The organism is Paenibacillus gyeongsangnamensis, from assembly GCF_027533625.1.
Taxonomy (GTDB): domain Bacteria; phylum Bacillota; class Bacilli; order Paenibacillales; family NBRC-103111; genus Paenibacillus_G; species Paenibacillus_G gyeongsangnamensis.
On the sequence record NZ_JAQAGZ010000010.1, the window covers coordinates 253,439 to 267,759 of the forward strand.

Genomic DNA, 14,321 nt, shown 5'->3' on the forward strand with positions numbered 1-14,321 from the left:
CCGAGGCAGGACGGTTCTACGAGAACATTGTATTCGGGAAGGTTCGGGTCTATGTTAACGCGATTGACTAAATTTCACCGGTTCGCTCTTCGCTTGGGACAACGCCTTGAGGAATCCGGTCGTCGTCTGAAGATATGATTTCTTATGCGCCTTATAGATCAGCTCGTGTCCGTCATTAGGGAGCAGCCACAGCTCGGAGCCGGAATTGGCCTTCTGGTTGGCGAAGATTTCCTCGGCCATTTCGTAGGGCGCCTTCAGGTCCTTCTTGCCGTGGATGAACAGAATCGGGATGTTGTACTGCGTCTCCTTCACTTTGGTGTAAGGAATCTGGTTCAGGCTTACGCCGTTCAGCAGCGGGAAAAACATATGGACGAGCGGCTGCGAGAATTTCGGCAGATTGGCTTCCTGCTTCATGTTGTGGTACAGCGTATCGGGCTCGAGTATGAACGTGCTATCGAGAATCATGCCGTCGATATCCCGGGTTTGCAGCGCGGCCTGCAGCGCCGTTCCGGCTCCCATAGAGAAGCCCCAGACGAATACTTTGTCGGCTCCGCGGTCCTTGGCATAGCGGACGGCGCCGAGCAGCTCCTCCGATTCGCGGATTCCCCCGGTTACGCTGAGCTGCGGCTGCACATAGCCGTAATCGAACATCAGCACGTTGAAGCCCATTTGATGGGCGGCTTTGGCCAGATCGTACAGCGGCACCCAAATTTCCTCGCGGTTTCCTCCGTAGCCATGCGAGAATACGACGGTTTGACGGGAGGCTTTCGCTGATCCCGACTCGGCGGGAATGTACCAGCCGGAGAGGTTGGAGCCGGATCCGAGACCCGGGAACGTAACGTCCTCATACGGGGTGCCGATCGCCTTCGCCGGATTGGAGCGCAGCGGATCGATATGCGGACGGGCCAGCTTCCAGGCGACGTAGGCATGAAAGGCCATCGTCAGGCTGAACAGCGACACGAATATGGAGAGCAGGGCAATAAGGAGTGCCCGGTGTCTCCGCAGAAAAGAAACGCGCCGGATGGCGGTTCCGACGGCTTGTTGATTCATGGGTACAGAAGGTTGTGCGTTCGTTTCCATGTGATCCCTCCCGGTTGAAACTGAGATGACTGTCGTGGCAATTGGTGACGATAAGGCGACCGGTGTTGGAGAGTTCCATGGGGGATTGTTGACGTCGGCGTAACCTTGACCCTTGCGTGCTCTTTATTTCCGATCGATCGGTAACGATGAAATATTCTGATAATTTAATAGTATAAGTTGTAGGCTTTTCCGTCAATAAACCTCGGAAAATGTAAACTTGCTGTAATGTACCTGTAACAGTAAGAATGGAAGGATTCGTTTCGGGGAGCAGCCGCCGTCTCATTCCTGCCGGGCAACAAATGCTTGTAGGAAATTGTCCGCATATCCGGTATAATAGATTTCAACCAGTGAAACGCAATCTCGGGGAGTGGGAACAATCATGGAAGACGGTAAATTAACGGTGCGTGCGGTGGAGCGTGCGCTGGATATATTGCTTTGCTTCGCGGAAGCGGAGGATTTGAACCTGACCGAAATATCGGCACGGGTAGGGCTGCACAAGAGCACGGTGCACCGTCTGCTCGCTTCTTTGGAGGGAAAAGGCTTTATTATCCGCGACCAAGCCTCGGAGCGGTATCGCCTTGGCTTCCGTATCTGGGAGCTGTCCGCCAACTTGACGCACAGCGATGATCCGGCGCTGATCCTGCTTCCGGAGATGGAGCGTCTGCGCGATCAGGTAGGCGAAACCGTCAGCTTGTACGTGCGGGACGGCTTGGAGCGCGTCCGCGTCCAGGCCGTACAGAGCAACCAGGCGATCCGCCGCGTTGCTCCGATCGGGGCGAGGCTGCCGCTGTATGTCGGCGCCTCGAGCAAGATCTTGGTCGCGTTCGCGGATGCGGCGGTGCAGCAGGAGCTGCTGCACGATCCGCAGTGGCCCGCGACGGGAGAGCCCGCTGCATTCCGACAGCAGCTGGAGGAAGTGAGGGCGCTGGGCTACGCCACCAGCGTGGAAGAGCGCGAGCCCGGCGCGGCCGCCGTAGCGGTGCCGATCATGGGCCGCGGCGAACGGCTTGTCGCCGCCTTGGCCGTATCCGGCCCGTCGAACCGGCTGACGCCGCAGCAGATGAAAGAGATCGCGCCCATATTAATGGAAGCGTCCAGACGTATGGGCAAGATGGTGAAGTAATCCTAAGCTCCCTCCACCAGCTGTCGGGCGGCTTGCGGGTGCTTCCAATAGATCCCCAACAGACGCCCGGCTACGATCCCTGCAATCGAGAATAGAAACGGGGCGAAGGCGTGGTCTCCGGTAAATAACGCATGTGTCGGAATAACGAAACTAAGACCGTACTTCAAACCGTATCGAATGGGGATGGAGCAGAGCCAGAGGACAAGGCCTGCCGGCGAGCCTTTCATCATCCATACCCCGTTCAACTTAAACACTTGGGTAAAGTAGCCTTGAGCCGCCCCGACCGGAATGCCGAGAAGGGTTCCAAGAGACAGCAGCACCCATCCCGCCGTATCCATATCCGGGATTTGCAGGCTAGTATAAATTCCATATCCGAGTAAAATAAGCGGCATAACAAACATTCTTTTTTTAATGGGCTTTGTGCCGAGCTGTCTTTTGACGATCATGAAAATAATCGCAAGGCCGATAAGCACATGAGTCAAAGTCATCGTAGGTTCTCCTTTGTTTTCGGACGGGCGGGAACCGCCGGCGTCTTTTGGATGAACCCATCATAACCCGATCGCGGCCTTGCGCGAGTCTATCCTATTATCGAACTTTTGCTTCGGGCCCCCTCTATCTCTGGATAGAGGGGTATTTCCGGTTGACCGCCACTAGCCGGACGTCATTCCACCATGCCCTCGCGCAGCGCAAAGACAACCGCTTGGGTCCGGTCCTCCACCGCCAGCTTCTGCAGAATCCGGTGGACATGCGTTTTCACGGTGCCTTCGGAGATCGTAAGCTTCGCCGCGATCTGGTCGTTGCGCAGGCCGTAAGCCATGTGCTGCAGCACGTCGAGCTCGCGTTCCGTAAGCGGCTCCAGCAGTGCGCCTCCGAACGGCCCGGGCCGCTTGCTGTCCTGCGGCAAAGCTTCGCCGCTCTGCTGCAAGGCCTCCGACAGCGCCTCCGCAGCTCTCGCCGTCCGGTACACCGCTTCACCGCGGGAGGCGGCGCGGATCGCTTCGAGCATATCGTCCGTATCCGCGTCCTTAAGCAAATAACCGACCGCTCCCGCCCGGATCCCTTCGATCACGTAGTCGTGCACATCGAACGTCGTCAAAATAACGATCTTCGTCTGGGGCTGAGCTTTCATAATTTCACGCGTCGCTTCTATCCCCGTTTTTTTCGGCATTTGCACGTCCATCAGCACGATATCCGGCTCCAGGGCGGAGCACAGCTCAACTGCCGCCTGGCCATCCGCCGCCTCTCCGACGACCTCCATATCCGTCTGTATTCGAATGACGTACCCGAGTCCTTGACGAATCATAGTCTGGTCGTCGGCTAGCAGCACGCGCAAGATTTCCCGTTCGCCGCTCATTTCGTTTCCTCTCCCTTCAAGCTCATAGGAATGCGCACCCGAACGATCATGCCGCCCGGGTTCCCCACGGCAAAGCTGCAGCTGCCCCCGGCGGCCGCGGCGCGCTGCTTCATGCCCTGCAGCCCGAAGCCGTCCAGCCCGGCTCCGATATGCGTCAGCTTGCCGTTGTCGGCAATTTCCATATGGACCTCCTCTTCCTGCTGTTCGACCGTCACTTGTACGGACGAAGCCTCCGCATGCCTTGTAATGTTTGTCAACGCTTCCTGCAGAATGCGGTAGAGGACGACGGTTACGTCCGTCGGCAGCTCCAGCGTCTCGTCGGCTTGGAACGTACAGTTCATATTTGTATGACTTCGCGTTTGGGACACAAGGGCCCGGAGGGAAACGAGGCCGAGGCTTTGCTGATCGTCCGCCATTGCATGGATGGCGGAGCGAATCTCGCTTAACCCCTGCCTGGCCACGGTTAGCATGCTTTTCACGGCTTCCTGCGCTTCCGGTCGGCCATCCTTCACCATATACTGGAGCGCTTGAAGCTGTACGATCAGCGAGGTCAGGCTGTGGCCGAGGGAATCATGAATATCCCGCGATATGCGGCTGCGCTCTTCCAGCACCGCGTACTGCATGGAAGCGACCGTGGCGGCTTGCAGCTCCGCATGCGCGTGCTGCAGGGCATGCAGATGCTCTTGGGTCGAACGGTAGAGCTCCGAACGGTAAAGGGAGGTGCGAACGCCGAAATAGACGCCGGCAATGCTCATTAGAAACCACACCTGGCTCAGAAGCGAATCGCCAAAATATAAGGAAAGCAGCGCGATTTCAAGGGCAATGGCCGCGCTTAGCCAAGTGCCGAAGGAGGAGCGCTCCCGTACTGCGGTATAGGCGATCAGCAAGAGCTGCATGGAGACATTCCAGAAGCCGGAGCCGAGCGCAAGCACGTTGAACAGGTGGAGAGAGCCTAACCATACGGCTGCAGCCGCAAGCTTGGCGGGACTCCATCGATCCCGGGGGTACCAGAACAGCGCAAGGTAGCTTAACAGCACAAGCCATCCGACGCCTATATTGATCGCCGGACCCGCCGTCAACGTCTTGTGCATTGCGATTAGTAAAGCAAGCGAGAGCAGCAGCCGGCCCCACAAGCTCCGCAGAATAATCATAACATCACGTTCCTTTAGTCTACAGTCAGTTATTCCGATTATACCACGCTTGTCGTCCGCCTCCGGATAGAGAAGCCCCGCCCGGCCCGTATAACGAAAAAAATCCCTGCCCTCGAATAGAGGAGCAGGGATTTGAAACTGGCTTTACGCCATGATTTGACGAAGCACGGTTTGCAGAATGCCGCCGTTGCGGTAGTAATCCACGTCAACGTAGCTGTCCAGACGAAGCACCGCTTCGAAGCTGAACGTCGAGCCGTCGGTCCGCGTAACGTTCACCGTGACCTTTTGGCCCGGCTGCACATCATTGCTCAGGCCGACGATGTCGAACGTTTCCGTGCCGGTGATTCCCAGCGAAGACCAGCTGTGGCCTTCGGCGAATTGCAGCGGCAGCACGCCCATGCCGACCAGGTTGGAACGGTGGATCCGCTCGAAGCTTTCCGCGATAACGGCTTTCACGCCGAGCAGGAACGTGCCTTTGGCCGCCCAGTCGCGGGAAGAGCCTGTGCCGTACTCTTTGCCTGCGATAACGACGAGGTTCGTGCCTTGCTCTTGATACTTCATGGAAGCATCGTAGATGGACATCACTTCGCCGGTCGGCAGGTAAGTCGTTACGCCGCCTTCGGTGCCCGGAGCCACTTGGTTGCGGATGCGGATGTTCGCGAACGTACCGCGCATCATCACTTCGTGGTTACCGCGGCGGGAGCCGTAGGAGTTGAAGTCTTCTTTCTTCACGCCGTGCTCAATCAGGTATTTGCCTGCCGGGCTGTCGACTTTGATGTTGCCCGCCGGGGAGATGTGGTCCGTCGTTACGGAATCGCCCATCAGAGCCAGCGTCTTCGCGCCGCGGATATCGGCGATGTCGTTCAGCTCGGAACCGAGGTTCGCGAAGAACGGCGGGTTGGCGATGTAAGTGGACTCCGGCCACTCGTACAGATCGCCTTGCGGAACTTTAATCTCGTTAAAGCGTTTGTTGGAACGGAACACGTCCGCATATTTTTCACGGTACAGGGCAGCGCCGCGTCCCGCTTGGATGGCATCGGAAATTTCTTTATTGGACGGCCAAATGTCTTTCAGGTAGACCGGTTTGTTGTTGTGATCGTGGCCGATCGGATCGTTCGCCAGGTCGATGTTGACCGTGCCTGCCAGAGCATAAGCCACAACCAGCGGAGGCGAGGCCAGATAGTTGGCTTTAACCTGCGCATGCACGCGGCCTTCAAAGTTCCGGTTGCCGGACAATACGGCAGCTACCGTCATATCGTTGTCGGCGATCGCTTGGCTGACTTCCTCAGGGAGCGGGCCGGAGTTACCGATACAGGTTGCGCAGCCATAGCCCGCTACGTGGAAGCCGAGCGCTTCCAGCGGCTCGATCAGGCCGGCGTTGCCGAGGTACTCGGTAACGGCCAGGGAGCCCGGAGTCAAGCTGCTCTTTACATAGCCCGGTTTGCGGAGACCGAGGGCAACGGCTTTCTTCGCGAGGAGACCTGCCGCCAGCATAACGCTTGGGTTGGACGTGTTCGTGCAGGACGTGATCGCCGCGATGACGACGGCGCCGGTGCCCATTTTGCTCGTTTCGCCGTTCGGATGCTTTACGTCCGCCACTTCGGCGATTTTCTCGTCGGAGAGGCCGTAGCCGCCTTTTTCGATCGGCGTGCGGATGATGCTGTTGAACGATTCCTTCATGCCCGTCAGCTCGACGCGGTCTTGCGGGCGTTTCGGGCCGGCCAGGGAAGGAACGACGGAGCCGAGGTCAAGCTCGATGACGTCGCTGAACACCGGATCCGGCGTAGCGTCCGTACGGAACAGGCCTTGCTCTTTGTAGTAAGCTTCCACGAGGGCGATTTGCTCTTCTTCGCGGCCGGTGCCTCTCAGGTAGTTGAGGGACTCGGCGTCCACAGGGAAGAAGCCGATCGTAGCGCCGTATTCCGGTGCCATGTTCGCTACCGTTGCGCGGTCTGCCAGGGAGATATTGCTGAGACCCGGGCCGTAGAACTCGACGAACTTGCCGACAACGCCTTTTTTACGAAGCATTTGCGTTACCGTCAGGGCGAGGTCGGTCGCTGTTGCGCCTTCAGCCAGCGTACCGGTCAATTTGAAGCCGATAACCTCCGGCGTGACAAAATAAAGCGGTTGTCCGAGCATGCCGGCTTCCGCCTCAATGCCGCCGACGCCCCAGCCGACGACACCGAGACCGTTGATCATCGTCGTATGGGAGTCCGTGCCGACGAGGGAGTCAGGGTATACGTACGTTTCGCCGTCCACCGTCTTGGTAGCCGCTACGGAAGCCAGGTACTCCAGGTTCACCTGGTGCACGATACCGGTATCCGGCGGAACCGCGCGGAAATTGTCGAATGCGGTTTGCGCCCAGCGCAGGAAGCGGTAGCGCTCTTCGTTGCGTTCGAATTCGAGCTTCTCGTTAATGCCGATCGCGTCCTTGGAGCCGAAGGCGTCGACCATAACGGAGTGGTCGATAACGAGGTCGACCGGAACGAGCGGGTTGATGCGCTTCGGATCTCCGCCGGCGCGCTTCATGGTGTCTCTCATGGCTGCGAGGTCTACGACGACAGGTACGCCCGTGAAGTCCTGCAGCACGATACGTGCAGGAATGAAAGGAATTTCTTTGTTCGCGTCGCGCTCGGAAGCCCAGCCAGCGATTTGTTTAACATGCTCGCTTGTAATCGCCTTGCCGTCGAATTGACGGATGGCCGCCTCGAGCAGCACTTTGATGGAGAAAGGCAGGTTGGCGACTTTGCCGTTGCCTTGCGCTTCGAATGCAGGCAAGCTGTAGAAGTTGTACGTTTTACCGCCGACGTTCAGCTGCTTGCGGACCGAGTATTGGTCTTTGTTAGACATGGTGGCATTTCCTCCTTAAAGAAATTCAGCTGTCTCATCTTGTTTCGCTTAGTGAAACTTGATTTCATAATTAACTCTTACTACAGTATACAACCACTTCACCCTGCTCGTAAAGGTTGAAATCAATCATTTTTAAAGCTTTCCCTTCATATAATTCGGAATGAATGCTTGATCGCCGGATGAGGGCGCATTCGACTTGCCGCCATTCTGAATTCTGATCTGAAGAAGGGAGCCCGGGTGCCCATGTCTTGGAAAACGACGCTTTATGATTACGTTCACTTCCGCAATCAAACGGACATCGACTATTCGACCGAGCCGATGCTGCCGTTCGTGGAGGACCGCGCCTATCTGGAGTCCCAGGCGAAGCTCCTCTCGCGGCGGGAGGACACGGACAAAGGAAGGCGTTTCGTTCCCCTTAAGAATGAAACCCGTCTTTCCATCTCGGGCACCTCGGAGCAGAACGGGCGCGTAATAGCGGACATCATTCTGAAACGCTCCTCCGTCGGCACGATCGGACAAGATCAGGTGGAGGAGAAGCGGGTGGAGAAGGAGCGCGTCACGCTGGTCCCGGGGGACGGCGACTGGGTTATCGCGCGGATCGAGCCTGCCGATACCGAGGAGGCGCTCCGGATCAGAGCCTCCGTACCGGGGGCGCTCATGCAGGCGGACGATACGTTTGCCGAAGTAGGGCTGATGAGCGCGCCATCGGTTCCCTTTCTCAGTCCGAGAGTCATTCCTTCCATGCAAGCCGCCTCCAGAATCCCTTACAATCGAGAGCGCGCCGCTGAATACGCGGACCGCTGGTGGGAGCAGAGCAATCCCGCTTATATCCACTTCGAGGTCAACTGCAGCAATTATGTGTCTCAGTGCCTCTTTGCAGGCGGGGCCCCCATGAACTATACTGGTAAAAGGAATTCGGGCTGGTGGTATCGCGGGCGCGTAGGCGGCCAGGAGCATTGGAGCTTCAGCTGGGCCGTGGCGGACAGCCTTCAGTTTTATTTGCTCACGAGCCGCAGCGGGCTGCGGGCCGTAGAGGTCGGCAGCGCCGGGCAGCTGGAGCTTGGCGACGTCATCAGCTATGACTGGGAGGGCGACGGCCGCTTCCAGCACAGCACCGTTGTCACGGCCATAGATCCGAACGGCATGCCGCTCGTCAACGCGCATACGGTCAGCAGCAAGCACCGGTATTGGAGCTACACAGATTCCCCCGCATGGACGGAACGAACGCGATACCGCTTCTTACATATCCTTGATACCTTGTAAGCTCATTCTAGGGTTCGCTTTTTCAGCCGCAGCCATGCACTGAAATTCCACCACATCTCATCCGGAGGTTGCTATGAACGACAAAATTCGCGTAGGCTTGATCTACGGAGGCAAGTCAGGAGAACACGAGGTTTCGCTTCAGACCGCGCTGGCCGTGATCAAAGCATTCGATATGAACAAATACGAGGTGCATCCTTTTTATATAACGAAGCAGGGAGAATGGCGATCGGGCCCGATGCTTACCGGACCTGCCGAATCCGTGGCGGCGCTCACGTTCGAACCGGGCGGAGCGGAAGACAGCGGGTTTGCCCTGCAGCCATTCTTCCGTTCGGCGGAGCCTCCGGCTCAGGCCACCATTTCCTCTGTAACGAATGGAGAAGCGGCGCCGTCCGCTCCGTTCGATGTGGTCTTCCCGCTGCTGCACGGCACATTCGGCGAAGACGGCACGATCCAGGGCCTCCTCGAGATGGCCAACATGGCCTATGTCGGCACGGGGGTGCTTGCCTCGTCCGTAGGCATGGACAAAGTGATGATGAAGCGGGTGTTCGCCCAGGAAGGGCTGCCGCAGTGCGTGTTCCGCCATTTCACGAAGACGCAGTGGGAGAAGGACAAGTCCTTCTTCCTGATGGAAATCGAGATAGTGATCGGCTACCCTTGCTTCGTGAAGCCGGCGAATCTCGGCTCCAGCGTCGGCATCAACAAAGCGCGCAACCGCGATGAGCTGATGCACGCTATAGATGAAGCGTTCCGCTACGACCGCAAGGTCATCGTTGAGGAGTTCATCAACGCTCGCGAGCTGGAAGTGGCGGTGCTCGGCAACGACGAGCCGGAAGCGTCCGTGGTCGGCGAAGTGGTATCCTCCAACGAATTCTACGACTACAAGGCCAAATATATCGACGGCAAATCGTCCATGATCATCCCGGCGGAAGTTCCGGAAGAGCTCTCCGAGCAAATCCGCGAGCTGGCCGTTCGGGCGTTCCTCGCCATCGACGGCTCGGGGCTGTCCCGCGTCGATTTCTTCCTGCGCAAGGAGGACAACCGGATCTTCATTAATGAAATCAATACGATGCCCGGCTTCACGCCGTTCAGCATGTATCCTTTGCTGTGGAAAGAATCCGGCAAGCCGTATGCAGAGCTGCTGGATCATCTCATTCAGCTGGCGCTGCAGCGTCATGCCGAGAAGCAGCGGCTGCATTATTCCTTCGACCTGTAGGCCGCCGGCCGCTTGCAATAGGTGCTTGTTTTGTTTACGCTAAAGCTGTGCAAAGGAAACTTAGCCGTATACAAAGGAGCGATGGGCATGGGTTTTCAAACCGAATTCAATTCCGTTTGCAAATTCAAATCGGAGCAGGAGCTCTACGAGCTGCTGGAATACGGACGCGGCAAAATGGTAAAAAGCGGCTTTCGCGTGTTTCCTACGGGACAGAAAGTGATTGCCTACACCCCCGACAACCGTGCCATCGCCATCGTGAAGATTGTCGTTTCAATCGCGGAAATCAACTTCCAGGGCGAAGAAGTGACCGAGGTGGAGATGGAGCTGGTGCGCAAGCTGACCGACGAGGAGTCCCGCATTCAGACGGCGCTCGCTCATGAAATGTTTTTCGGAGAACGGACTCAGGTTTAACGATAGTTTTAACCAAGAAGCTCTTCTGTCGCAGATGCGGCGGGAGGGCTTTTTGCGTGTGTTCCTTTTTGTGAAAAAAGGGCAAGCTACCCTAAGCTGTTTTCTTCAAGGAGAGTGAAGCCTTCCGCATGATTGTCCGCTTAGGGTACGTGGCCATGTCCACGCTGGTTAAGAACGCTTCGCCTTCCAAGACGATGACCTTTACAAGCTTCTCCAAGCTCGAAGACCGGGAAGCGGGCATCCGCAAGCTGGAACGGATCGCCGAGGAAAACATACATAACACGCTTCGCTTGTTGAAGCACAACCGCGCGTATGACATCGAGATGTACCGCTGCTCGTCGAGGCTTATTCCGCTATTGGGTCATGGCGAATTGGCGGACTGGGACCCGATCCGAATCTTAAGCGGCGCTTTTGCCGAGCTGGGCGCTTACGCGCGCATGCACCGGATGCGGCTTAGCTTTCATCCCGATCACTTTACCGTCTTCAGCACGCCCCGGGAAGACGTGTTGAAGCATTCCTGTGAAGACTTGGACCGGCATGTGCGGATGCTTGAATCGATGGGATTGGATGAATCGGCCATGTGCAATATTCATATCGGGGGTACGTACGGGAACAAAGCGGCGGCCCGGGATCGGTTCATCCGGCAGTTCGGAAGGCTGGAGGAACGGATACTCAGCCGGATGACGCTGGAGAACGACGACAAAACGTTCACCGCCCGGGAAACGCTCCAGGTCTGTGAAGAAGTCGGCGTGCCGATGGTACTGGATGTGCATCACCATGCCGTGAATAACGATGGCGAATCCGCCGGCGAGCTGTGGCCCCGCATCCTGCGCACGTGGGAAGGCCAGAAGGCGCAGCTGGCCGAAGGCGAAGATCCGGCTCCGCTGCCGCCCAAAATTCATGTGTCGAGTCCTAGGAACACGAAGGATGTCCGGGCTCATGCCGATTTTGTCGACACAGCTGAACTGCTGCCCTTTTTGCGCGAAATCGCTCCGCTGACCCCTAGGCTCGACCTTATGCTGGAGGCCAAAATGAAAGACGAAGCCCTGCTGCGCCTGATGGATTCAATCAAGGATGAGCCCGGAATCGCGATCCTGAGCCAGGCCTCTTTTGAAATGTAAAACTCTCTTGAAATATTCGGTAAAATGGGGTACCTTGAGGTAGAGTTCAAAGGGAACAAGCCCTATTAAGCGATGAGAGGGGAGCGGTTGGTTATGAATCTGGTAGCCGGTAAAAATATCGTGGTCATGGGGGTCGCCAATGACCGGAGTATCGCTTGGGCGATTGCCCAATCCTTGGCGAGTCAAGGCGCTCGATTGGTGTTTACATACGAGAACGAACGGGTGGAGGAGCGGGTCCGCAAGCTGGCGGAGACGATTCCGAATGCGGCGATTCTTCCCTGCAACGTAACCGTGGATGAAGATATCGACCGGTTGGCCGAGTCGCTTAAAGAACAGTTCGGCGTTCTTCACGGCATCGTACACAGCATTGCTTTCGCCAAGACCGAGGAATTGGAAGGCCTGTTCGTCGGCACGTCTCGCGAAGGCTTCGCGCTTGCGCATGACATCAGTGCGTACTCGCTTGTGGCGGTAGCCCAGAAGCTGTACCCGCTCATGACCGAAGGCGGCAGCATCATGACGATGACATACCTCGGCGCCGAGCGCGCAATGAAAAATTACAATGTGATGGGCGTGGCGAAAGCCGCTCTCGAAGCGAGCGTCCGGTATCTGGCGAACGACCTCGGGCAGTTTAACATCCGCGTGAATGCCATCTCGGCAGGACCGATCCGTACCCTGGCGGCCAAGGGGATCAAGGATTTCAACTCGATTCTCCGCCAGGTCGAAGAGAAGGCTCCGCTGCGCCGCACGACCGAAACCGCGGAGGTGGGCGATACCGCGCTCTTCCTGATGAGCCACTTGTCCCGCGGGATTACGGGCGAAGTGATCTATGTGGATAACGGTTACCATATTGTAGGCGTGTAACCCCGCGAGGTTTCGGGCAGCCATCCGTTCCGAGGAACGGATGGTTGCTTTTTTTGTCACATCCCACGATGGAATTTGGGTGAAACGCTGTAGCCAAAAACTCGTATATTAACTATACTGTGAGTAATGATTTCATAGAATTCTTGAAAGCGGAATCTGTGGGAAAGAAAAGGATGATGGATGATGTCCGAAACGAACGCCCAATCCTTTGCCGTCGGAAGCAAGAGCTTCACAGCGGTTGCGATCAACACGGCCTCCAAGGCCGGGGAATGGATCCAAAGCAAATTGGGGGACTACAATAATCTGCAGACAAAATATTCCGTACATGACCTTGTGACGGAAGTCGATAAAGGGGCGGAGAAGATGATCCGCAACCTGATTCAAACGCATTTTCCCCATCATGCGATTCTCGGGGAAGAAGGCGTCGAGCCCGGACCTGCCGCTTCCCAGGCGGCGCTCGATCAAGTGAGCGGGGAGGAATATCTATGGATCGTCGATCCGCTTGACGGTACGACGAACTTCGTTCACGGATTTCCGTTCTTCTCGGTATCGATTGCGCTGGCCTATAATGGCGAGGTTATCGTCGGCGTCGTATACAACCCCGTTCATGACGAGCTGTACGTTGCCGAGAAAGGCAAGGGAGCTTATTTGAAGGGGAGAACCATGCGCGTCTCCAAGGAGCTGCGACTTAGCGACAGCTTGATAGCGACCGGCTTTCCGGCGGACCGGAACTGGGCGCTGCCGTTGAACTTTGCGGGCATTCAAGCCGTTAGTCCCAAGGTGCGCAATCTTCGCGTGGCCGGATCGGCCGCTCTTCATATGGCGTATGTGGCGGCAGGTCGTCTGAGCGGATTCTGGGAAATCGGCCTTAATTCATGGGATATGGCCGCAGGTGCGCTGCTGATTACGGAGTCCGGGGGCAAGGTTACAGATACCCTTGGGAATCCATATCATCTTGGTGTACGTCATGTGCTGGCTACCAATGGACATATTCATCAAGAACTTGTGAATGAACTGGCTTCTGCCGGCGCAACGGGCTACTAGCATGAAAGTGATGGCATGCATGCCATGAGCATAATGACGAATAGCGAAAGCTGACGAAAGAAGAAGCAGCCGGTCCCGATATAAGGGCCGGTTGCTTTTTTCGTTAATTCCGCTAAAAACGAGCGGACACCCCACCAATAGGAGCAGCCTGATAAGCAATCTTGGATGGGAAAAAATGTTCGAAAATAATGCTTGATTTCTTATTGCGATCCATGATATATTCTTATTCCGGCCATGAGCCGGCGCAATTTGAAATGACAAGCGAAAAGAAATTTTTTAAAAAAGCTTGCATTGAAAGTTGAAGATGTGGTATATTAATCGAGTCGCCTTTGACGGATGACGTTGAAGCGACGAGGAATTGCTCTTTGAAAACTGAACAACGAGTGAGTGCAATAAGAGAATGAAAATTCTCGTCAGCATTAAGATTTGAGCTTAATCAGCTCTGTTCGATAAAGTTTTATCTTTATTGGAGAGTTTGATCCTGGCTCAGGACGAACGCTGGCGGCGTGCCTAATACATGCAAGTCGAGCGGACCCTTCGGGGTTAGCGGCGGACGGGTGAGTAACACGTAGGCAACCTGCCTGTAAGACCGGGATAACTACCGGAAACGGTAGCTAAGACCGGATAGCTGGTTTCTCCGCATGGAGGAATCATGAAACACGGCGCAAGCTGTGGCTTACGGATGGGCCTGCGGCGCATTAGCTAGTTGGTGGGGTAACGGCTCACCAAGGCGACGATGCGTAGCCGACCTGAGAGGGTGATCGGCCACACTGGGACTGAGACACGGCCCAGACTCCTACGGGAGGCAGCAGTAGGGAATCTTCCGCAATGGACGCAAGTCTGACGGAGC

At 56.5% G+C, this 14,321-nt stretch carries 12 protein-coding genes and 1 rRNA gene; 8 read left to right on the forward strand and 5 right to left on the reverse strand.

The features are described from left to right. Window positions 1–54: 54 nt before the first annotated feature. A complete protein-coding gene (locus O9H85_RS17265) occupies window positions 55–1,080 on the reverse strand; it encodes an alpha/beta hydrolase (protein WP_269882660.1) in 1,026 nt (341 codons plus the stop codon). A gap of 379 nt (window positions 1,081–1,459) precedes the next feature. On the opposite strand from O9H85_RS17265, the gene O9H85_RS17270 reads away from it, so the two are divergent. Then, window positions 1,460–2,203: an IclR family transcriptional regulator gene (locus O9H85_RS17270; protein WP_269882661.1), complete on the forward strand. Its 744-nt coding sequence runs from the start codon at window positions 1,460–1,462 to the stop codon at window positions 2,201–2,203. Window positions 2,204–2,205: 2 nt separating this feature from the next. Here the strand turns inward: O9H85_RS17270 and O9H85_RS17275 are convergent, their stop codons facing one another. From O9H85_RS17275 to acnA, 4 genes are all read right to left on the reverse strand, one after another. Further along, a complete protein-coding gene (locus O9H85_RS17275) occupies window positions 2,206–2,691 on the reverse strand; it encodes a hypothetical protein (RefSeq protein WP_269882662.1) in 486 nt (161 codons plus the stop codon). Between the two features lie 173 nt (window positions 2,692–2,864). Further along, window positions 2,865–3,557: a response regulator gene (locus O9H85_RS17280; protein ID WP_269882663.1), complete on the reverse strand. Its 693-nt coding sequence runs from the start codon at window positions 3,555–3,557 to the stop codon at window positions 2,865–2,867. Further along, window positions 3,554–4,708, reverse strand: a complete 1,155-nt coding sequence (locus O9H85_RS17285; protein ID WP_269882664.1) for a sensor histidine kinase — start codon at window positions 4,706–4,708, stop codon at window positions 3,554–3,556. The genes O9H85_RS17280 and O9H85_RS17285 overlap by 4 nt, the downstream gene beginning before the upstream one ends. A gap of 144 nt (window positions 4,709–4,852) precedes the next feature. Continuing rightward, window positions 4,853–7,558 (reverse strand): aconitate hydratase AcnA, encoded by a 2,706-nt coding sequence (gene acnA / locus O9H85_RS17290; protein WP_269882665.1) that lies wholly within the window; start codon window positions 7,556–7,558, stop codon window positions 4,853–4,855. Window positions 7,559–7,801: 243 nt separating this feature from the next. On the opposite strand from acnA, the gene O9H85_RS17295 reads away from it, so the two are divergent. The 7 genes from O9H85_RS17295 to O9H85_RS17325 all read left to right on the forward strand — a co-directional run. Next, complete coding sequence (locus tag O9H85_RS17295) at window positions 7,802–8,821, forward strand: amidase domain-containing protein (RefSeq protein ID WP_269882666.1); 1,020 nt, start codon at window positions 7,802–7,804, stop codon at window positions 8,819–8,821. A gap of 73 nt (window positions 8,822–8,894) precedes the next feature. After that, on the forward strand, window positions 8,895–10,034 hold the full coding sequence (locus tag O9H85_RS17300; protein WP_269882667.1) for a D-alanine--D-alanine ligase: 1,140 nt from the start codon (window positions 8,895–8,897) through the stop codon (window positions 10,032–10,034). 87 nt (window positions 10,035–10,121) lie between these two features. Beyond that, window positions 10,122–10,445: a hypothetical protein gene (locus O9H85_RS17305; protein ID WP_269882668.1), complete on the forward strand. Its 324-nt coding sequence runs from the start codon at window positions 10,122–10,124 to the stop codon at window positions 10,443–10,445. 128 nt (window positions 10,446–10,573) lie between these two features. Beyond that, window positions 10,574–11,566, forward strand: coding sequence for a UV DNA damage repair endonuclease UvsE (uvsE, locus tag O9H85_RS17310; RefSeq protein WP_269882669.1), 993 nt, complete (start codon window positions 10,574–10,576; stop codon window positions 11,564–11,566). Window positions 11,567–11,659: 93 nt separating this feature from the next. Further along, window positions 11,660–12,427 (forward strand): enoyl-ACP reductase FabI, encoded by a 768-nt coding sequence (fabI, locus tag O9H85_RS17315; protein ID WP_269882670.1) that lies wholly within the window; start codon window positions 11,660–11,662, stop codon window positions 12,425–12,427. Window positions 12,428–12,610: 183 nt separating this feature from the next. Further along, on the forward strand, window positions 12,611–13,471 hold the full coding sequence (locus tag O9H85_RS17320; protein WP_269882671.1) for an inositol monophosphatase family protein: 861 nt from the start codon (window positions 12,611–12,613) through the stop codon (window positions 13,469–13,471). A 463-nt stretch (window positions 13,472–13,934) separates the two neighbouring features. Continuing rightward, window positions 13,935–14,321 (forward strand): 16S ribosomal RNA (locus tag O9H85_RS17325); the annotation flags it as partial.

What these genes read in the sequence shown, in the direction of transcription:
- O9H85_RS17265 (WP_269882660.1), bottom strand. Translation starts at nt 1,080, where the DNA reads ATGGAAACGAACGCACAACCTTCTGTACCCATGAATCAACAAGCCGTC.
- O9H85_RS17270 (WP_269882661.1), top strand. Translation starts at nt 1,460, where the DNA reads ATGGAAGACGGTAAATTAACGGTGCGTGCGGTGGAGCGTGCGCTGGAT.
- O9H85_RS17275 (WP_269882662.1), bottom strand. Translation starts at nt 2,691, where the DNA reads ATGACTTTGACTCATGTGCTTATCGGCCTTGCGATTATTTTCATGATC.
- O9H85_RS17280 (WP_269882663.1), bottom strand. Translation starts at nt 3,557, where the DNA reads ATGAGCGGCGAACGGGAAATCTTGCGCGTGCTGCTAGCCGACGACCAG.
- O9H85_RS17285 (WP_269882664.1), bottom strand. Translation starts at nt 4,708, where the DNA reads ATGATTATTCTGCGGAGCTTGTGGGGCCGGCTGCTGCTCTCGCTTGCT.
- acnA (WP_269882665.1), bottom strand. Translation starts at nt 7,558, where the DNA reads ATGTCTAACAAAGACCAATACTCGGTCCGCAAGCAGCTGAACGTCGGC.
- O9H85_RS17295 (WP_269882666.1), top strand. Translation starts at nt 7,802, where the DNA reads ATGTCTTGGAAAACGACGCTTTATGATTACGTTCACTTCCGCAATCAA.
- O9H85_RS17300 (WP_269882667.1), top strand. Translation starts at nt 8,895, where the DNA reads ATGAACGACAAAATTCGCGTAGGCTTGATCTACGGAGGCAAGTCAGGA.
- O9H85_RS17305 (WP_269882668.1), top strand. Translation starts at nt 10,122, where the DNA reads ATGGGTTTTCAAACCGAATTCAATTCCGTTTGCAAATTCAAATCGGAG.
- uvsE (WP_269882669.1), top strand. Translation starts at nt 10,574, where the DNA reads ATGATTGTCCGCTTAGGGTACGTGGCCATGTCCACGCTGGTTAAGAAC.
- fabI (WP_269882670.1), top strand. Translation starts at nt 11,660, where the DNA reads ATGAATCTGGTAGCCGGTAAAAATATCGTGGTCATGGGGGTCGCCAAT.
- O9H85_RS17320 (WP_269882671.1), top strand. Translation starts at nt 12,611, where the DNA reads ATGTCCGAAACGAACGCCCAATCCTTTGCCGTCGGAAGCAAGAGCTTC.